Annotated in this window: 12 protein-coding genes; 1 reads left to right on the top strand and 11 read right to left on the bottom strand. The window is 63.3% G+C overall.

All coding sequences use genetic code 11. The features are described from left to right. Positions 1–540 precede the first annotated feature (540 nt). Positions 541–1791 carry an FAD-dependent oxidoreductase gene (locus JQ635_RS14535; RefSeq protein ID WP_211410551.1) on the top strand — a complete coding sequence of 417 codons (1251 nt, stop codon included), beginning with the start codon at positions 541–543 and terminating at the stop codon, positions 1789–1791. On the opposite strand, the gene JQ635_RS14530 is transcribed toward JQ635_RS14535, so the two are convergent. The 11 genes from JQ635_RS14530 to secE all read right to left on the bottom strand — a co-directional run bounded on the left by JQ635_RS14530 (position 1707) and on the right by secE (position 19641). Next, on the bottom strand, positions 1707–3740 hold the full coding sequence (locus JQ635_RS14530) for an ABC transporter ATP-binding protein (protein ID WP_211410550.1): 2034 nt from the start codon (positions 3738–3740) through the stop codon (positions 1707–1709). The genes JQ635_RS14535 and JQ635_RS14530 overlap by 85 nt on opposite strands. A 133-nt stretch (positions 3741–3873) precedes the next feature. After that, positions 3874–5934: an FAD-dependent oxidoreductase gene (locus tag JQ635_RS14525; RefSeq protein WP_211410549.1), complete on the bottom strand. Its 2061-nt coding sequence runs from the start codon at positions 5932–5934 to the stop codon at positions 3874–3876. Positions 5935–6127: 193 nt separating this feature from the next. Then, a complete protein-coding gene (gene rpoC, locus JQ635_RS14520; RefSeq protein WP_130369831.1) occupies positions 6128–10324 on the bottom strand; it encodes a DNA-directed RNA polymerase subunit beta' in 4197 nt (1398 codons plus the stop codon). Between the two features lie 129 nt (positions 10325–10453). Next, positions 10454–14572 carry a DNA-directed RNA polymerase subunit beta gene (gene rpoB, locus JQ635_RS14515; protein WP_211410548.1) on the bottom strand — a complete coding sequence of 1373 codons (4119 nt, stop codon included), beginning with the start codon at positions 14570–14572 and terminating at the stop codon, positions 10454–10456. Between the two features lie 480 nt (positions 14573–15052). Then, positions 15053–15430, bottom strand: a complete 378-nt coding sequence (gene rplL, locus JQ635_RS14510) for a 50S ribosomal protein L7/L12 (protein WP_100177007.1) — start codon at positions 15428–15430, stop codon at positions 15053–15055. A 54-nt stretch (positions 15431–15484) separates the two neighbouring features. Further along, positions 15485–16003: a 50S ribosomal protein L10 gene (rplJ, locus tag JQ635_RS14505; RefSeq protein WP_025037001.1), complete on the bottom strand. Its 519-nt coding sequence runs from the start codon at positions 16001–16003 to the stop codon at positions 15485–15487. A 588-nt stretch (positions 16004–16591) separates the two neighbouring features. Further along, positions 16592–17545, bottom strand: coding sequence for a 2-hydroxyacid dehydrogenase (locus JQ635_RS14500; protein WP_211410547.1), 954 nt, complete (start codon positions 17543–17545; stop codon positions 16592–16594). Between the two features lie 91 nt (positions 17546–17636). After that, complete coding sequence (gene rplA / locus JQ635_RS14495; RefSeq protein ID WP_011088163.1) at positions 17637–18329, bottom strand: 50S ribosomal protein L1; 693 nt, start codon at positions 18327–18329, stop codon at positions 17637–17639. A 6-nt stretch (positions 18330–18335) separates the two neighbouring features. Continuing rightward, positions 18336–18764, bottom strand: coding sequence for a 50S ribosomal protein L11 (rplK, locus tag JQ635_RS14490; RefSeq protein ID WP_011088164.1), 429 nt, complete (start codon positions 18762–18764; stop codon positions 18336–18338). 131 nt (positions 18765–18895) lie between these two features. After that, positions 18896–19450, bottom strand: coding sequence for a transcription termination/antitermination protein NusG (nusG, locus tag JQ635_RS14485; protein WP_018647229.1), 555 nt, complete (start codon positions 19448–19450; stop codon positions 18896–18898). After that, positions 19450–19641 (bottom strand): preprotein translocase subunit SecE, encoded by a 192-nt coding sequence (gene secE / locus JQ635_RS14480; RefSeq protein WP_063682740.1) that lies wholly within the window; start codon positions 19639–19641, stop codon positions 19450–19452. Before secE ends, nusG begins: the two co-directional genes overlap by 1 nt. Positions 19642–19966 lie beyond the last annotated feature (325 nt).

The following is a 19966-nucleotide window of genomic DNA, read 5'->3' as shown; positions in this document are numbered from 1 at the left end:
AGCGAAATTGCGCCAACCGCTCCATCACCGAGCGGAAAGCGTTACGACGCCACAGAGGACCGCAGTTTTCAGGCCAATCAGCGTGAAGCTGCGGCTTGCGCACCGAGGTCATGCATCCGAATTCGATCTCAAGAGAACAATCTCAAGAGAACTAGAATCGCACTGGCATTGCCTAGCTATGATCGACAGCGTTTGAGCGGCATTCGTCGAGGTTGGTGCCCGCCTAAGCGACCCCCTAAGGGATCAACGGGTGGCCCGTTCCGACGCTGGCGATGCTCACCGCCTGTCGTTAAGTGAGGCGCTTTCTATAAGTGAGAATCGGTCAAGTCAAGGTGAAACGACAGTCACAAAACGCTTCTCGCGCCTGTCGAAATCGACGTTTACCGCACTCACCGCCTCGCGCGGATATGGGAACGCAGGGCTTGTTCCGCCACCCCAATGACCTATTTATACCCGGGCGAAATATACTTTTATAACCCGTGCTAAGGCTTTTTTTGCTGTTGATGCGTCAATCTGCCGCCTTCGGCAGAGATTTGCGTCATGCGGTACACCGACATTGCCATTATCGGCGGGGGATTGTCCGGCTCGACCGCCGCCGCGATGCTCGGCCGCGCCGACATTTCGGCGGTGCTGATCGATCCGCATGAGAGCTATCCGCCGGACTTTCGAGTCGAAAAACTCAGCGGCGAGGTGCAGGTCGAGCGATTCCTGAAGACCGGAATCGCAGAATCGGTGCTGCGGCGCGCGATCTATTCGGGCGAGAACTGGATCGCGAGATTCGGCCATCTGCTCGACAAGGCGCCGAGCCGGCAGTTCAACATCCGCTACGATTCCCTGGTCAACGCCGTCCGCGACGAAATCCCTGCAACCGTCGAGCGAATCTGGGCCAAGACTGTCGCGGTCGAGACCAGCCCGGAGCGGCAGAGGGTCACACTCTCCAATGACGAGACCATCTCGGCTCGCCTGGTCGTGCTCGCCAACGGCCTGAATGTCGGCCTGCGCCACCAGCTCGGCATCACCCGCAAGGTCATCAGCGCCTGCCATTCGATCTCAATCGGATTCGATGTGACGCCGGCGGGACGGACTTCGTTCGACTTCCCGGCCCTCACCTACTTTTCGGAACGGCCGAGCGACCGCATCCCCTATATCAGCCTGTTTCCGATCGGCACGCGGATGCGCGCCAATTTGTTCGTCTATCGCGGCTTCGACGATCCCTGGCTGCGTGAGCTGCGCCGCGCCCCAGCCGAGACCCTGCATGCCGCCCTGCCCCGGCTCAAGCGCATCACCGGCCCGTTCGACATTGTCAGTGAAATGACGATCCGCCCCGTGGATCTCTATGTGAACGATGCAAGGGGCCAGCCCGGGCTCGTGCTGGTGGGCGATGCCTTTTCGACCTCCTGCCCGGTCGCCGGGACCGGCTGCGACAAGGTCTTCACGGACGTCGAGCGGCTCTGCAACCACTACATTCCGCAATGGCTGGCCTCCGACGGGATGGATGCCGCCAAGGTCGCCGCATTCTACGCCGATCCGGTCAAGCGGGCCTGCGACCAATGGTCGGCGGCGAAGGCGTTCGACTTCCGCTCAGTTTCGACCGCCACGAACCCATACTGGACTGCGCAGCGCTGGGCGCGCTTCATCGCCTGGTCGGTTCAGGGGCTGTTGCGACCGCTCGGGGGCGCTTTCGATCTGGAGCCGAACTTCCTCGGTCACTCCTCCTCGTCGTCCTCGTCCTCATCATCCTCGAGGTCGTCTTCATCCTCGTCGTCATCGTCGCTGTCGTCATCGGCCTGAGCCACAGCGCCGTGCGGCTGGTGGATCTGGTCGTTCCACAGCTGGCGATAGGTGCCGTTCTTGGCAAGCAGCTCGGCATGCGAGCCGCGCTCGATCGCCCTGCCCCCTGAAATCACGATGATCTCGTCCATCTCGACCACCGAGGTCAGGCGGTGGGTGGACCAGATCATGGTGCGGCCCTTGGCGACCTTCAGCAGCGTGCGGTTGATCGCGGCTTCCGTGGTCTGGTCGAGCGCCGAGGTCGCTTCGTCTAGCAGCAGCACGGACGGATTGCGGATGATCGCGCGCGCGATCGCGATGCGCTGGCGCTGGCCGCCCGAGAGCGTATCGCCGCGCTCGCCGACCTGCGTGTCGTAGCGGTGCGGCAGGCTCATGATGTAGCGGTGGATCTCGGCCTTCTTGGCGGCGTCCTCCACCTCCGCGTCGGTCGCGCCTTCCTTGCCGAGCCGGATGTTCTCGCGGATCGACATGTTGAACAGCATGTTCTCCTGGAACACCACGGCCATGCTCCGACGCAGCGAATCCAGCGTCACCTTGCGGACATCGACGCCGTCGATGGTGACGCGTCCCTCGTCCGGCACGTACAGCCGCAGGATCAGGTTGAGCAGCGTGCTCTTGCCGGAGCCCGAGGGTCCGACGATGGCGATGCTCTTGCCGGCATTCAGCTTGAGGCTGAGATTGTCCAGCACCGGCGTCTGGCTGCCCTCGTACTGGAACGTCACGCGGTCGAAGGTGATGTCGTGGGTGATACGCGGCAGATCGGGCGCGCCGGGACGATCGGCGCCGCGCGTCGGCTCGTCGAGCAGCTCCTGGATGTGCCGGATCGCGGCGGCCGAGGAGATCGACACCGGAATGAAATGCATCACATGGGCGATGTTGTAGGAGACCTCCCAGAAAGCGCTCTCGAAGGTAACGAAGGTGCCGATGGTGATCTGGCCCTTGGTCGCCAGATACGCACCGATCGCGAGCACCACGAGGTGCAGCAGCAAGACCGAGATCGTGACCGTCCGCTCCACCATGGTCGACAGGAAGGCGGCCGAGGCGATCCTGTTGCGCGTCTCGTCGTTGCGGAAGGCGAAGAAGCCGAACATCTTGCGCTGCAGGCTGAACGCCTTGATCACGGCCTGGGCGCCGATGTTCTCCTGCACCATGCCGAGCAGCGCGGCTTCGTTCTGCTTCTGCTCGTAATTGGCCTGCACCGCCTTCGGGGTGAGGATGCGCGGCCCGATCAGCGTGATCGGGAACACCAGCAGCGCGACCACAGCGAGCTGCCAGTTCAAAAACACCATCAGGATGATGCCGGCGACCAATTCCAGGAACGGCAGCGCCGCGCTGTTGGCGAAGGTCTTCACCGAGCCTTCGAAGGCCGAGAGGTCGACCGAGAAGCGCGACAGGATCTCGCCGCGCTTGGTGCGGCCGAAATAGGCTGCCGGCAGGTCCTGGACGTGCTCGAACAGACGCTTGCGGACGTCTGAGATGACGCAGGCCGCCAGCCTCGCGTCCCAGCGCTCGTACCAGACCGCGACGATCGAGGTGAAGATGCCGGCGGTCGCGAGCACGCCGAGGATCTTGTACAGCGCCTGGAAATCCTCCTCGCCGAGCGCGTCGTCGATCAGGTATTTCAGGCTGAGCGGCATGATGACGTTGAACAGCGTCTCGACGACGACGCCGAACGCCACGAATGACAGCATCCGCTTGTAGTTGGCCAGATAGGGCTTGACGAAAGCCAGGATGGTCGCGAGCGCGCCGGCGGCCTCGCGCGCGGTAAAGACGACGAGGTCCTCGTCCTCATCGTCGTCGTCGAGCTCCAGCTCGTCATCCTTCTCGTCTTCGTCGTCCTCGTCGTCTTCGAGATCGGGCTTGGCGGCGGAGGCGAGCTTGTCGTCGAGCTCGGCCGCCTCTTCGGCAGCGAGCTTCTGTTTGTCGGGCGAGAGAGGCTTGGACGCCATGAAACCAACCGATGCTGACGGCCGGCATGACCGCAGAGAAAGCAGGAGATAGCGGAGAGCCGCTATTGCCCCGATTCTATGCGATCACGATGAATTCGGCAAAGCAATTGGCGAATTCACCCAATCCCTTGGGCTAGTCGTCGTCCTCGTCCTCGACCTTGTCGAAGAACGAATAACGCAAAGAGTCCGCGTCGGCGTACCACTGGCCCGGGCCCTTGCCCGCGGCGAGCGTCGCCTCCCAGAGCGCATCGGTGCAGTCCTTGCGGTGCATCGACAGATCGAAGCCGTTGCCGAAGAACAGCTCGGACCATTCCCACCAGGTGCCGAGCTTCTTGACCCCGCGCAGCAGGTCGTAGCGGTCGATCAGAGCCGGCGCCATGTCCGAGGTGACCGAGCCGAACACGAGGCCGGTCTTGACCACGCGGTTGAGCTCACGGATCGCGCGGACCACCTGCTTCGGGGACACGTGGCAGAGGCTGGTCTCGAACACGAAGTCGAAGCTGCCGTCCTTGAACGGCATGTCGGTGATCGAGCCGAGCTTGTTGTACTTCTTCAGCGCCTTCGGCGTCCTGGCGTAGATCGCACGGTTGCTCTCGATGCCCCAGGCATCGATGCCCCGCTCGCGCAGTGCGCCGACCAGTTCGCCGCTGGCCGAGCCCGCGACGAGCAGCTTGGTGCCCTTGGCCTTGCCCCAGACGATGCCGATCAATTTTGTCACGTAATCGGGATCGGTGAAGTGCTGCCACGCATCGCTGTAGGGACCGAGGCCGCGATAGTTCTCAAAATAGTCGCGGTCGATCTTGTCGGAGAGCGGCTTGTCCTCCTGCGCGCGTTCGCGGCGCAGGCGCATCATCTCGGTCAGGATGATGTCGGTGGCCGCATCCGAGGAGTCGAGCAGGCCGTTGAGCGTCGAGTCGAACAGATAGTCGCCGACCACCACGATCCCGGGATGTTCCTTCGGCTCGGGGCGGTGATTGGTCATGACGTCGCGCACGGGCAGACCGCCCGGCAGCGCATTCACCGACGACAGCCAGCGATGGATCTTGCCTTCGATGAAATGCGCGCGCGCATCGCCGAGCGAGGCCGGCAGCGATTTCAGCGCGGCATCGATCAGTTCCTGATCGGAGAGATTGGCGAAGGCCAGCGCGTCGGAGCCGGGAATCAGCCAGTTCAGCACGCCATGCTTGCCGACGTCGTGGCGCGCGCCCTCGTTGTAGACGCAGCAGCCGCCGAAGGCTTCAGACATGAACCAGGCGCCGGGAATCTTCTCGCCCCAGAACGGCTCGTCGAACAGGATCGAGACGCGCAAATAGTGCGCCGGACGGTCGAAATAGGAGACGTGCTTGACCATCGACTTGCGCAGCTGCTCGCCTTCCCACCCAACAGTGGCGAGCCAGGAATGCGGCAGGCAGACCAGCACGAGATCGAAATCGCGCGTCTCCGGGCCCTTGCCGTTCATCATCTTGAGCTGGTAGCGGCCGGTCGGCGCCTTGCCGACGGTGAGCACGCGGTGATTGAGCTGGATGTCGGCATTGACCTCCGACTGCAGGCACTCGATCAGCTGCTCGTTGCCGTTCTGGATGGAATAGAGGCCGATATAGCCGTCGACGTCCATCAGATAGTTCTTGAGCGCGTTGAGGCCGTTGGTGTTGTGGCTTTCGGTCGCGATGTCCGAGCGCGCCATCACCTTGAAGAAGCGCTTTGCGGTCTCGTCCTCGACCTCCTCGTCGAGCACCTGCTCGGCCGTCTTGTAGGCCCAGGGATTCTCGTTGTCGTGCGCGCCGACGCCTTCGTAATATTCGATCGGCGACATCACTTCGGTGCAGCGCTTGCGGAACGCCTCGATCGCGGCCGCGGTCTTGGCGCCGTATTTGCGGCGCATGCCGGGCACGTCGTTGAGCAGCTCGCCGCCGAACTGCACCTGCTCGGCATCCATCGGAATCGTTTGCAGGCCGAAATGCTGGATCAGCTCGCGCAGCGGATCCGGACCCGTCATCGAGTAGTCGTAGATCTCGGCGACGCCGGCCTCGTACATCGCGGGCGCGGAATCGAATTTGCGCGTGACGATCTTGCCGCCGAGCCGGTCCGACGCCTCGTAGATGGTGACGCGGCAGAGGTCGCCGAGCTTACGCTTCAGATACCAGGCGCTCATCAGCCCGCCGGGGCCGCCGCCTACGATTGCGAGATCAAGCATGTCAGTTCCGTGGTCTCCGGCCCTGCCCCCGTCACGGGATCCACCGGTCTAAACACCCCTAGCAGAAGCGCTTTTGCGTCTGAAGGAAAGATGAACAAAGGTTGATCCTGCACCGCAGCAAGCAAACAAAGCAGCAAAAAGGCCGGCTTGCGCCGGCCTTTTCAGTGTCCTCGGTATTCCTACGGATGAACGATCATTCCGCGGGCGGCAGCGCGGGAAGCTCCGCTTCCGGCGCGGGCGGCACGACGGACGCCTGCTTCTCGCGCTCGTCCAGAATCAGCTTGTCGCGCTTCATCGCGACTTCGCGGATCTTGGCCATGGAGGCGCCGGTACCTGCCGGGATCAGCCGGCCGACGATGACGTTCTCCTTGAGGCCTTCGAGCGGATCGATCTTGCCGTTGACCGCCGCCTCGGTGAGGACGCGGGTGGTCTCCTGGAACGAGGCCGCCGAGAAGAACGAGCGGGTCTGGAGGCTCGCCTTGGTGATGCCGAGCAGAACCGGCGTTCCCGTGGCGGGCTTCTTGCCCTCTTCCTTGGCCTTCTCGTTCAGCGCGTCGAACTCGATCTTGTCGACCTGCTCGCCGGAGATCATGTCCGTATCGCCCTGGTCGGTGACTTCCACCTTCTGGAGCATCTGACGGACAATCACCTCGATGTGCTTGTCGTTGATGAGCACGCCCTGGAGGCGGTAAACCTCCTGGATTTCGTTGACCAGGTAGGCCGCGAGCTCCTCGATGCCCTTGACCGCAAGGATGTCGTGCGGCGCCGGGTTACCTTCGACGATGAAGTCGCCCTTTTCGACGACGTCGCCGTCCTGAAGGTGGATGTGCTTGCCCTTCGGGATCAGGTACTCGCGCGGCTCCTCGGTCTTGTCCATCGGCTCGATCGAGATGCGACGCTTGTTCTTGTAGTCGCGCCCGAACCGGATGGTGCCCGCGATTTCGGCGATGATCGCCGCATCCTTCGGTCGCCGGGCCTCGAACAGTTCCGCCACCCGCGGCAGACCGCCGGTGATGTCACGCGTCTTGGCACTTTCGGTCGAGACACGGGCGAGGATGTCACCCGGGTTGACCTTGGCTCCGACGTCGACCGAGAGAATGGCGTCGACCGACAGCATGTAGCGGGCATCGCCGCCACGGGCGAGCTTGAGCACCTTGCCGTCCTTGCCCTTGACCACGATGGCCGGACGCAGGTCCGAGCCGCCGCGGGTCGAGCGCCAGTCGATGACCACGCGCTTGGCGATACCGGTGGCCTCGTCGAGCGTTTCCGAGATCGACTGCCCCTCGACCAGATCCTCGAAGCCGATCGTACCTTCGACTTCGGTGAGGAGCGGACGGGTGTAGGGATCCCACTCGACGACGCGCTGGCCGCGCTTGACCATATCGCCTTCGTCGACGTGCAGGCGCGAGCCGTACTGGACGCGGTGCGTCGCACGCTCGGTGCCGTCGGCATCGACGATCGCCACCACCATGTTGCGCACCATCGCGATCAAGTGACCTTCGCTGTTGCGGGCGATGGCCTTGTTCCGGATCACGATCTTGCCGTCGAAATTGGCTTCGACGAACGACTGCTCGTTGAGCTGCGCCGCACCACCGATGTGGAAGGTGCGCATGGTGAGCTGGGTGCCCGGCTCGCCGATCGACTGCGCCGCGATGACGCCAACGGCTTCACCGTGGTTGACCGGCGTGCCGCGGGCGAGGTCGCGGCCGTAGCACTTGCCGCAGATGCCGTTGACGAGTTCGCAGGTCAGCGCCGAGCGGATCTTCACCTCCTGCACACCACCCTGCTGGATGGCGTCCAGATGGCTTTCTTCCATCAGCGTGTCGCGCTTGATGATCACCTTGCCCGAGCTGTCACGGATGTCTTCGCAGGCCGTGCGTCCGAGGATGCGCGAGCCGAGCGAAGCAACCACGGTGCCGGCGTCGACGATGGCGCGCATCTTGATGCCGAGCTTGGTGCCGCAGTCGCTCTGCGTGATGATGCAGTCCTGCGCGACGTCGACCAGACGACGGGTCAGGTAGCCCGAGTTCGCGGTCTTCAACGCGGTGTCCGCGAGACCCTTGCGGGCGCCGTGGGTCGAGTTGAAGTACTCGAGAACCGAGAGGCCTTCCTTGAAGTTCGAGATGATCGGCGTCTCGATGATCTCACCCGACGGCTTGGCCATCAGGCCGCGCATGCCGGCGAGCTGGCGCATCTGGGCCGGCGAACCGCGGGCACCGGAGTGAGCCATCATGTAGATCGAGTTGATGTCGGCATCGGCTCCGCTCGCCGTCTTCTTGGTGGCGGAGATCTCCTTCATCATCGCCTTGGCGATTTCTTCCGTGGCCTTCGACCAGGCGTCGACGACCTTGTTGTACTTCTCGCCATGGGTGATCAGGCCGTCGTTGTACTGCTGCTCGAAATCCTTCGCCAGCGTACGGGTGGTGTCGACGATCTTCCACTTGCCGTGCGGCACGACCATGTCGTCCTTGCCGAACGAGATGCCGGCCTTGAACGCGTTGTAGAAGCCGAGCGCCATGATGCGGTCGCAGAAGATCACCGTCTCCTTCTGACCGCAGTGGCGGTAGACCTGATCGATGACGCCGGAGATCTCGCGCTTGGTCATCAGCTTGTTGATGATCTCGTACGAGATGCGCGGGTTCTTCGGCAGCAGATTGCCGAGCATGACGCGGCCCGCGGTGGTCTCGATCCAGCGCTTGGAGACCTTGCCGGTTTCGTCCATGCCTTCCCACCGGTACTTGATCTTGGTGTGGAGGTGGATGACCTTCGCGTGCAGGGCGTGCTCGAGCTCGGCCATGTCGCCGAACACCTTGCCCTCGCCGGGCAGGCCTTCACGCATGATCGAGACGTAGTAGAGACCGAGCACGATGTCCTGCGACGGCACGATGATCGGCTGGCCGTTCGCCGGATGCAGGATGTTGTTGGTCGACATCATCAGAACGCGCGCTTCCAGCTGCGCTTCGAGCGACAGCGGGACGTGCACGGCCATCTGGTCGCCGTCGAAGTCGGCGTTGAACGCCGAGCAGACCAGCGGGTGAAGCTGGATCGCCTTGCCCTCGATCAGCACGGGCTCGAACGCCTGGATGCCGAGGCGGTGCAACGTCGGCGCGCGGTTAAGCAGCACCGGATGCTCGCGGATGACCTCGTCCAGGATGTCCCAGACCTCGGGCCGCTCCTTCTCGACCAGCTTCTTGGCCTGCTTCACCGTGGTGGACAGGCCCTTGGCGTCAAGCCGCGAGTAGATGAACGGCTTGAACAGCTCGAGCGCCATCTTCTTCGGCAAGCCGCACTGATGCAGGCGCAGCTCGGGACCGACCACGATCACCGAACGGCCCGAATAGTCGACGCGCTTGCCGAGCAGGTTCTGGCGGAAGCGGCCCTGCTTGCCCTTGAGCATGTCGGCGAGCGACTTCAGCGGACGCTTGTTGGCGCCGGTGATGACGCGGCCGCGGCGGCCGTTGTCGAACAGCGCATCGACCGCTTCCTGAAGCATGCGCTTCTCGTTGCGGATGATGATGTCGGGCGCGCGCAGCTCCATCAGCCGCTTCAAGCGGTTGTTGCGGTTGATGACGCGGCGGTAGAGGTCATTGAGATCAGAGGTCGCGAAGCGGCCGCCGTCGAGCGGCACCAGCGGACGCAGGTCCGGCGGAATCACCGGGACCACGGTCATGATCATCCATTCCGGCTTGTTGCCGGAGTGGCGGAACGCTTCCACGATCTTAAGGCGCTTGGCGAGCTTCTTGTGCTTGATGTCGGAGTCGGTCTCCTGCATCTCGACGCGCAGCGAAGCCTCGAGCTTCTCGAGGTCCATGCCCTTGAGCAACTCGCGGATCGCCTCGGCGCCGATCATGGCGGTGAAGCTGTCCTGGCCGTACTCGTCCTGCGCCTTCAGATACTCGTCTTCAGACAGCAGCTGACGGTCCTTGAGCGCGGTGAGACCCGGCTCGAGAACGACGTAGTATTCGAAGTAGAGGATCCGCTCGAGATCCTTCAGCGTCATGTCCAGCAGAAGGCCGATGCGCGAGGGCAGCGACTTCAGGAACCAGATGTGGGCGACGGGGGCTGCGAGCTCGATATGGCCCATGCGCTCGCGCCGGACGCGCGACAGCGTGACCTCGACCGAGCACTTCTCGCAGATGATGCCCTTGTACTTCATGCGCTTGTACTTGCCGCACAAGCACTCGTAGTCCTTGATCGGCCCGAAGATGCGGGCGCAGAACAGGCCGTCGCGCTCGGGCTTGAAGGTACGGTAGTTGATGGTCTCCGGCTTCTTGATCTCGCCGTAGGACCAGGACAGAATCTTCTCTGGAGACGCGATCGAGATCCGGATCTGGTCGAAGACCTGAGCCGGCGTCGTCGGGTTGAAGAGATTCATAATTTCTTGGTTCATCGTCTTCTCCTCGCGTGCCGGTCGCCTCCGGCCGCAAATTCGAAAATCACTCGTGCACGGCGCCCTGCCCTCAAGGCCTCGGGAGGGGCGCCAATGCCCGGCCGCGAAGGCCAGGCATGAAAGGTCGAATTACTCGGCCGCTTCCGACGTCGGCGCCGGTCCCATCTTGGAGTTGTGCAGGTCGACGTTGAGGCCGAGCGAGCGCATTTCCTTGACCAGCACGTTGAACGATTCCGGAATACCGGCCTCGAACGTGTCGTCGCCGCGCACGATCGCCTCGTACACCTTGGTGCGGCCGGCGACGTCGTCCGACTTCACCGTCAGCATTTCCTGGAGCGTGTACGCCGCGCCGTAAGCCTCGAGCGCCCACACCTCCATTTCGCCGAAGCGCTGGCCGCCGAACTGCGCCTTGCCGCCCAGCGGCTGCTGGGTGACGAGCGAGTACGGACCGATCGAACGCGCATGGATCTTGTCGTCGACGAGATGGTGCAGCTTGAGCATGTAGATGTAGCCCACCGTCACCTTGCGATCGAACGGATCGCCGGTGCGGCCGTCATAGACGGTCGACTGACCCGAAGCGTCGAGACCGGCAAGCTTCAGCATCTCCTCGATGTCGGCTTCCTTGGCGCCGTCGAACACCGGAGTTGCGATCGGCACGCCGCGGCTGAGGTTATGGCCGAGTTCGAGCAGCTCGTTGTCGTTGAGCGACTTGATGGTCTCGTCCTCGCCGTAGACCTTCTTCAAGGTTTCCTTCAGCGGCTTGATGTCCTGCTTCGACAGGTAAGCATCGACCGTCTGGCCGATACGCTTGCCGAGGCCGGCGCAGGCCCAGCCGAGATGGGTCTCGAGGATCTGTCCGACGTTCATGCGCGAGGGCACGCCCAGCGGATTGAGCACGATGTCGGCGTGCGTACCGTCTTCGAGGAACGGCATGTCCTCGATCGGCACGATCTTCGACACCACGCCCTTGTTGCCGTGGCGGCCGGCCATCTTGTCGCCGGGCTGGATCTTGCGCTTCACCGCGACGAAGACCTTGACCATCTTCATCACGCCGGGCGGCAATTCGTCACCGCGCTGAAGCTTCTCGACCTTGTCGAGGAAGCGCTGTTCAAGGCCCTTCTTCGACTCGTCGTACTGCTTCCGCATGGCCTCGATCTCGGCCATCAGCTTGTCGTTCGGCGAGGCGAACAGCCACCACTGCGACTTCGGGTACTCCTCGAGCACCGCACGGGTGATCTTGGTGTCCTTCTTGAAGCCCTTGGGACCGGCAATGCCCTGCCGCCCTTCGAGCAGCTCGGCAAGACGGTTGTAGACGTTGCGGTCCAGGATCGCCTGCTCGTCGTCGCGGTCCTTGGCCAGACGCTCGATCTCTTCCCGCTCGATCGCCAGCGCACGCTCGTCCTTGTCGACGCCGTGGCGGTTGAACACGCGGACTTCCACGATCGTGCCCTGCACGCCCGGAGGAACGCGCAGCGAGGTGTCGCGGACGTCGGAAGCCTTCTCGCCGAAGATGGCGCGCAGGAGCTTTTCTTCCGGCGTCATCGGGCTTTCGCCCTTCGGCGTGATCTTGCCGACCAGGATATCGCCGGCGCGCACTTCCGCACCGATGTAGACGATACCGGCTTCGTCGAGGTTCTTCAGCGCTTCTTCCGAGACGTTCGGAATGTCGCGAGTGATTTCCTCAGGTCCGAGCTTGGTGTCGCGGGCCATCACCTCGAACTCCTCGATGTGGATCGAGGTGAAGACGTCTTCCTTCACGATCCGCTCGGAGAGCAGGATCGAGTCTTCGAAGTTGTAGCCGTTCCACGGCATGAACGCGACGAGCACGTTACGGCCGAGCGCGAGCTCGCCGAGATCGGTCGACGGACCGTCGGCGATGATGTCGCCCTTCTTGACGATGTCGCCGACCTTCACCAGCGGACGCTGGTTGATGCAGGTCGACTGGTTCGACCGCTGGTACTTCATCAGGCGGTAGATATCGACGCCCGACTTGGTCGGATCGAGATCTTCCGTGGCGCGGATGACGACGCGGGTCGCGTCGATCTGGTCGATCACGCCCGAACGGCGCGCCGCGATCGCAGCACCCGAGTCACGCGCAACCACGCCTTCCATGCCGGTGCCGACGAACGGCGCCTCGGCGCGAACCAGCGGCACCGCCTGGCGCTGCATGTTCGAGCCCATCAGCGCGCGGTTGGCGTCGTCGTTCTCGAGGAACGGGATCAGCGCCGCGGCGACCGAGACGAGCTGCTTCGGCGACACGTCCATGTAGTCGACCTTGTCCGGCGTCACCGGCAAGACTTCGCCGGCGTGACGGCAGACCACGAGGTCTTCGGTGAAGCGGCCCTTCGGGTCGAGCGGCACGTTGGCCTGCGCGACCGTGTAGCGGCCCTCTTCCATCGCCGAGAGGTACACGACCTCGTCGGTGACGCGGCCGTCCTTGACCTTGCGATACGGCGTCTCGACGAAGCCGTACTTGTTCACGCGCGCGAAGGTCGCGAGCGAGTTGATCAGGCCGATGTTCGGACCTTCCGGCGTCTCGATCGGGCAGATGCGGCCGTAATGCGTCGGATGCACGTCGCGCACCTCGAAGCCGGCGCGCTCGCGGGTCAGACCGCCCGGTCCAAGCGCCGACAGGCGGCGCTTGTGGGTGATCTCCGACAGCGGGTTGGTCTGGTCCATGAACTGCGAGAGCTGCGAGGAACCGAAGAACTCGCGCACCGCGGCAGCCGCGGGCTTCGCGTTGATCAGGTCCTGCGGCATGACTGTGTCGATGTCGACCGAGGACATGCGCTCCTTGATCGCGCGCTCCATGCGCAGGAGGCCGATGCGGTACTGGTTCTCCATGAGCTCGCCGACCGAGCGCACACGGCGGTTGCCGAGATGGTCGATGTCGTCGATCTCGCCCTTGCCGTCGCGCAGGTCCACCAGCGTCTTGATGACGGAGAGGATGTCTTCCTTGCGCAGCGTGCGCTGGGTGTCGGGCGCATCGAGGTCGAGGCGCATGTTCATCTTGACGCGGCCGACCGCAGAGAGGTCGTAGCGCTCGGCGTCGAAGAACAGCGACTGGAACATGGCCTGCGCCGATTCCAGCGTCGGCGGCTCGCCCGGACGCATCACGCGGTAGATGTCGAACAGCGCGTCCTCGCGCGTCATGTTCTTGTCGGCCGAGAGCGTGTTGCGGATGTAGGGGCCGACATTGACGTGGTCGATGTCGAGCAGCGGCAGTTCCTTGTAGCCCTGCTCGTTGAGCGCCTTCATCAGCTTGTCGGTGATTTCCTCGCCGGCTTCGGCGTGGATCTCACCGGTCTTCGGGTTGACGAGGTCCTCGGCGACGTAGTTGCCGACCAGCTCTTCGTCAGCCATGCGCAGCGCCTTCAGCCCCTTCTCCTGGAGCTGGCGGGCAGCGCGCACTGTGAGCTTCTTGCCGGCCTCGAGCACGACCTTGCCGGTATCGGCGTCGATCAGGTCGTTGACGGTCGAGTAGCCACGGAAACGGTTGGCGTCGAACGGAACGCGCCAGCCTTCCTTGGTCCGCTTGTACTGAATCTTCTTGTAGAACGTGGACAGGATCGCTTCGCCGTCGAGGCCGAGGGCGAACATCAGCGACGTCACCGGAATCTTGCGGCGACGGTCGATACGCGCATAGACGATGTCCTTGGCGTCGAACTCGATGTCGAGCCAGGAGCCGCGATACGGGATCACGCGGGCGGCGAACAGCAGCTTGCCCGACGAATGGGTCTTGCCCTTGTCGTGGTCGAAGAACACGCCCGGCGAACGGTGCATCTGCGAGACGATGACGCGCTCGGTGCCGTTCACGATGAAGGTGCCGTTCATCGTCATGAGCGGGATGTCGCCCATGTAGACGTCCTGCTCCTTGATGTCCTTGACCGACTTCGCGCCGGTTTCCTCGTCGATATCGAACACGATGAGGCGCAGCGTCACCTTGAGGGGCGCTGCGAAGGTCATGCCGCGCTGGCGGCACTCGTCGACGTCATATTTCGGCTGCTCGAACTCGTAGCGGACGAATTCCAGCATCGAGGTGCCCGAGAAGTCCGAGATCGGGAACACCGAGCGGAACACCGCCTGCAGACCCTCGTCGAGACGACCGCCCTGGGGTTCGTCAACCATCAGGAACTGGTCATAGGACGCCTTCTGAACCTCGATGAGGTTCGGCATCTCGGCGACTTCCTTGATGTGTCCGAAGAACTTGCGAACGCGTTTGCGACCGGTGAATGTCTGCTGCGCCATCGTGGCCTCTCATTTCGTCGCCCGCTCTGGGCGCGCCGTCCAGGACGCGGCTGCCACCGCTCCCCGGGTTGAATTTTTCGAACCCGCTTTGGGGGCCAAAAATCCAGTTTCAGGCCGTCATGTCCTGAATCTGTTCTTCAGACCTTCAAAACGCAAAACGACGCGCGGGGCGCATAGGCGCGCCCGCCCGTCACAACGATCGTCTTCACGGACTGCAAAAGCCCGAAATAGCCTGCTCTCCCAACGGCTTACAGGGAAATCCGGCCTCCCTGCCCACCGCGCTTTCGTGCTGTCGACCCGATATGGGGCGACAATAGTGTAGATTCGAGGGTTAAACCCGCAAATCCCCACACTTTTTCGTGTTCGACCCGCGTCGGGATGTTCCGTCGCACGCCTTTTGCATCCGGCCCACCCTACCGAGGGGCCAAGATCCCGGGCTGAGCTGACGCCCGCCCGGGATCCCGCACCAGTAAGCAGTGCTTACTTGAGTTCGACCTTCGCGCCAGCCTTCTCGAGCTGGGCCTTGATCTTGTCGGCTTCTTCCTTGTTCACGCCTTCCTTCAGCGGCTTCGGAGCACCCTCGACGAGGTCCTTTGCTTCCTTCAGGCCGAGACCGGTGATGGCGCGGACTTCCTTGATGACCTCGATCTTCTTGTCGCCGGCGCTGGCGAGAACGACCGTGAACTCGGTCTTCTCTTCGGCCGGAGCGGCGGCAGCGCCACCACCGGCCGGGCCGGCCACGGCGACAGCCGCGGCAGCCGAAACGCCCCACTTCTCTTCGAGGAGCTTCGCGAGTTCAGCGGCCTCGAGCACGGTGAGGCTCGAGAGGTCGTCAACGATCTTCTGCAAGTCAGCCATTGTTCAGTTTCCTTACGTGTAAGTCTGGTTCGGGTTTGAGTTTTGCGAAGGGCGTCAGGCCGCTTCGCCCTTTGAGGCATGAGCCTGGATGACGCGCGCGAGCTTGCCCGCAGGCGCGTTGGCGAGCTGGGCCAGCTTGGTCGCCGGGGCCACGATGAGGCCGACGATCTTGCCGCGCAGTTCGTCAAGCGACGGCAGCGAGGCAAGCGCCTTCACGCCGTCGACATTCAGGACGGTCTTCCCCATCGAGCCGCCGACGATGACGAACTTTTCGTTCGCCTTGGCGAATTCGATGGCGACCTTTGGCGCCGCTACCGGATCGTTCGAAGTGGCGATCACGGTCGGCCCCTTCAACATAGGGCCGATGGCAACGACGTCAGTGCCTTCAAGAGCAATTTTGGCGAGACGGTTCTTCGAGACCTTCACCGCAGCGCCCGCCTGCTTCATCTGCTGGCGCAGCTTCTGCATCTGGGCGACGGTGAGGCCGGAATATTGAGCAACGACCGCGACGCTCGTGGTCTTGAAGACCTCATTGAGCTGTTCGACCGCTTCCTTTTTTGCCGCTCGTTCCACAGCAAGCTCTCTCCGGTTGGCGGTCATCGCGAGAAGCGGGACCGCCGGGTTGCACCCATCGTCCCACCCAAAACCTGAACCTCCGGGCCAAAACCCCTTCGGACACGCCGGGCAAGACGACAATTCAAAGCCTGCCCTCCGGGAGCCCCTTAAAAGGCCCACGGCGTGTCGAGGTCCGAACCAGACCCGTTTCGCAAAGCCAGCCCTTAAAGCTGGGTGCGAAGTGAAATCCGGTCTTCACCCGTCTATGCAGGCCATGCGATTAAGCCGTTGAGAAATCGAAATTTCCCGCGGGCGCCTGCAGTCTTGGACAGGACAAGGTCAGCCGGCGAACCGCCCGACCTCTGCCCGCATCCCAGCCAACCGACGGATTTTCCTTCCTTTTCCGGCAAATCCTTGCGGACGTCCTGAAAAGGAATGATCTCCTGTCGTGTCGGGTTTTCGGAATGCGTGCACGGACGCGCCAGCCGAGGCCGGCACGTCCGGAGGCGGTTCTTTAACCGCTCCGGGCCTGCTTGCCAAGAGCAAAATTCACACCAGTTCCAATCCGTTGCCGGCCAGGCTTGAGATGGCCCAACAAGGACCGTTTCAGGCCGATTTGACCGCGTAAGGTAGCGGCTTGCCCGCGAAGAACGCGGTCAGGTTCGCCAGCACGCAGTTCTGCATGGCGACGTGCGAGTCCAGGGTGTGGCCGCCGATATGAGGAGCGAGCACGACGTTGGGAAGAGCGGTCAGCGCGTCGGGCGCGTGCGGTTCCATCTCGAAGACGTCGAGGCCGGCGCCGGCGATGGTCTTGTCGGAAAGTGCCGCAACCAGGGCCTTCTCGTCGATGACGGAGCCGCGGGAGATGTTGACCACATAGCCGTCCGCGCCGAGGCGCCGAAGGATGTCCGCGTTGACGATATTCTGGGTCTCGGCCCCTGCCCGCACCGCGATCATCAGCACGCTGCACCAGTCGGCCAGCGCCTCCAGCGAGGGGAAATATTGATAGGGCAGATCGTATCTGGTGCGGCTGAAATAGCCGACCTCGCTCTCGAAGGCGGCGCAGCGCGCCGCGATCTTGCGGCCGATCTCGCCCATGCCATAGACGCCGATGCGGCGGCTGGGCATGCCGGCCTGCGCGCGCATCAGCGGCGACTGCTTTGACGCCGCCCAATCACCGCTGCGGACATATTGGTCCGCGACCAGGATTCGCCGCGTCGTCGCCAGCATCAGGGTCATCGCGATGTCGGCGACCGAGGCCGCATTGGCGCCCGGGCTGTGGCCGACCGTAATATTGCGCGCGGCGGCCGCCTTCAGGTCCACGCCGTCATAGCCGGTGCCGTAGCAGACGATGGTGCCGAGCTTCGGAAACAGGTCCATGGCGTCGGCGCCCAGCGGGCTGCCACCCTGGGCCAGCATCGCGCGAATGCCGCCGAGCTCCTCCGCCGGAAACACCTCGTGCGCGGGCTTGCCGCCGGTGTCGAGCAGCTCGAACCGCTCGGCGAAGCGCGCCGTCATCGTCTTGGGAAAGCGCGAGTAGATCAGGACCTTGTCAGCCATTGTTCTTGTTTCCGGTAAAGCGCCGCCACAAACGACGAGGGGCGGAATCGGTCGCCCGATTCCGCCCCTCGCCTCATGCAATTTCCAAACCTCAGCCGAGAATGGTGCCCGGCTCGACCTTCACGCCGGGGCCCATCGTCGAGGACACCGCAACGCGCTGGATGTAGGTGCCCTTGGAACCGGCCGGCTTCGCCTTGGAGACGGCGTCAGCAAGAGCCTTGATGTTCTCGACCAGCTTCTCCTCGGAGAAGGACGCCTTGCCGACGCCGGCCTGCAGGATGCCGGCCTTCTCGACGCGGAACTCGACCGAGCCGCCCTTGGCGCCCTTCACCGCACCGGTGACGTCCATGGTCACGGTGCCGATCTTCGGGTTCGGCATCAGGCCGCGCGGGCCCAGCACCTTACCGAGACGGCCGACCAGCGGCATCATGTCGGGGGTGGCGATGCAGCGGTCGAAATCGATCGAGCCGTTCTGCACCTTCTCGACCAGATCCTCGGCGCCGACGACGTCAGCACCCGCAGCCTTGGCCTCGTCGGCCTTGGCGCCGCGGGCGAACACGCCGACGCGGAGGGTACGGCCGGTGCCGTTCGGCAGGGTCACGACACCGCGGACCATCTGGTCGGCGTGACGCGGATCGACGCCGAGATTGATCGCGACCTCGATGGTCTCGTCGAACTTCGCTTTCGCGCGCTCCTTGACCATCTTGATGGCTTCCGCGAGCGGATAAAGCTTTTCGCGGTCAACGCCTTCGCGGGCTTTGTTCAAACGCTTTCCGATTGCCATGACCGCTTACCCCGCAACTTCCAGACCCATCGAACGGGCGGAGCCCTCGACCATCTTCATGGCCGATTCGATGGTGTCGCAATTCAAGTCCTTCATCTTCTTCTCGGCGATCTCGCGCACCTGCGCCTTGGTCACCTTGCCGGCCTTGTCACGGCCTGGCGCCTTCGAGCCGGACTGGATCTTGGCGGCCTGCTTGAGGAAGTAGGACATCGGCGGCGTCTTCATCTCGAAGGTGAAGGAACGGTCCGCATAGATGGTGATGATCACCGGGATCGGGGTGTTCTTCTCTTCCTTCTGGGTCTGGGCGTTGAACGCCTTGCAGAACTCCATGATGTTGAGACCGCGCTGACCGAGCGCGGGACCGATCGGGGGCGAAGGATTCGCCGCACCGGCCGGGACCTGAAGCTTCAGGTATCCGGTCACTTTCTTTGCCATGTATCACTCCTGTTGTGCCGGCGGAGCCGGCGGTTTCAGGTTCGTGGTCTGGGTCGGATGCGGCTGGCAACCGCCCTCTCCCTCCCACGGCCTCTCTTTGCGTGAAGCTTTTCGGCTTCACGCGTACCCGATCAGACCTTCTCGACCTGACCGAATTCCAGTTCGACCGGCGTTGCGCGGCCGAAGATCGACACCGCGACCTTCACGCGCGAGCGCGCCTCGTCGATTTCCTCGACCACACCCGAGAACGAGGCGAACGGGCCGTCGGCCACGCGCACGTTCTCGCCGATCTCGAACGACACCGACGCCTTCGGCCGTTCCACACCCTCCTGCACCTGGTGCAGGATGCGCATGGCCTCGGCTTCCGAGATCGGCATCGGCTTGTTTTCCGCGCCGAGGAAGCCGGTCACCTTCGGCGTGTTCTTGATCAGATGGAACGCCTCATCGGTCAGCTTCATCTTCACCAGCACGTAGCCGGGGAAGAACTTGCGCTCGGCATCGATCTTGCGGCCGCGGCGCACTTCCGTGACCTTCTCGGTCGGAACCAGCACCAGCTCGAACAGCTCCTCGAGCCCGCGCTGCTTGGCCTGCTCACGGATCGATTCGGCGACCTTCTTCTCGAAGTTCGAATAGGCGTGGACGATGTACCAGCGCTTGTCGGACACTTGAGCGGTTGCTGTAGCCATCAGTGAATGCCCAAAAGGAAAGTGATGAGGACACGGATAATCTGGTCGGCGGCGAAGAAGAAGACCGACGCCACGGCGACCATGACGAACACCATGATGGTGGTGATCGTCGTCTCACGACGGGTCGGCCAGGTGACCTTGGCGGTCTCCGAGCGCACTTCCTGCAAGAACTTGAACGGGCTGACTGCCATCGTTTGAGGTCCAGCGTCCGTCGACAGACGCATATGAATTTCAGGGATCCGAACAGCCGCCGTTGGCCCAGCCCTCTGTCTCGAAGGATGAGCCGGGAACCGGGCTCGATTGTTCGGGGATTTCAAAGCCGCGCCGGAGATCCGCGTCTAACGGGCCGGCTGCGAGTGCGGGGTATCTACTGCGGATGGGACCAAAGGTCAAGATATAGAGGGCTCGTGCGGGTAAGCCGCCCTCCCCCGGACGGCCGTGCAGAGACCATGTGGATCAAGGACTTATCCACCGCCCGCAGGCCGCCATCCGGGGAGGCTTTCAGCAAGACTGGCA

Source organism: Bradyrhizobium iriomotense, assembly GCF_018130765.1.
Lineage (GTDB): Bacteria > Pseudomonadota > Alphaproteobacteria > Rhizobiales > Xanthobacteraceae > Bradyrhizobium > Bradyrhizobium iriomotense_A.
Note: the sequence above shows the minus strand (reverse complement) of the source record. Positions and strands in the feature narration are given on the sequence as shown.

Coding starts and splice junctions, on each gene's coding strand:
- JQ635_RS14535 (WP_211410551.1), top strand. CDS start 541: ATGCGGTACACCGACATTGCCATTATCGGCGGGGGATTGTCCGGCTCG.
- JQ635_RS14530 (WP_211410550.1), bottom strand. CDS start 3,740: ATGGCGTCCAAGCCTCTCTCGCCCGACAAACAGAAGCTCGCTGCCGAA.
- JQ635_RS14525 (WP_211410549.1), bottom strand. CDS start 5,934: ATGCTTGATCTCGCAATCGTAGGCGGCGGCCCCGGCGGGCTGATGAGC.
- rpoC (WP_130369831.1), bottom strand. CDS start 10,324: ATGAACCAAGAAATTATGAATCTCTTCAACCCGACGACGCCGGCTCAG.
- rpoB (WP_211410548.1), bottom strand. CDS start 14,572: ATGGCGCAGCAGACATTCACCGGTCGCAAACGCGTTCGCAAGTTCTTC.
- rplL (WP_100177007.1), bottom strand. CDS start 15,430: ATGGCTGACTTGCAGAAGATCGTTGACGACCTCTCGAGCCTCACCGTG.
- JQ635_RS14500 (WP_211410547.1), bottom strand. CDS start 17,545: ATGGCTGACAAGGTCCTGATCTACTCGCGCTTTCCCAAGACGATGACG.
- rplA (WP_011088163.1), bottom strand. CDS start 18,329: ATGGCAATCGGAAAGCGTTTGAACAAAGCCCGCGAAGGCGTTGACCGC.
- rplK (WP_011088164.1), bottom strand. CDS start 18,764: ATGGCAAAGAAAGTGACCGGATACCTGAAGCTTCAGGTCCCGGCCGGT.
- nusG (WP_018647229.1), bottom strand. CDS start 19,450: ATGGCTACAGCAACCGCTCAAGTGTCCGACAAGCGCTGGTACATCGTC.
- secE (WP_063682740.1), bottom strand. CDS start 19,641: ATGGCAGTCAGCCCGTTCAAGTTCTTGCAGGAAGTGCGCTCGGAGACC.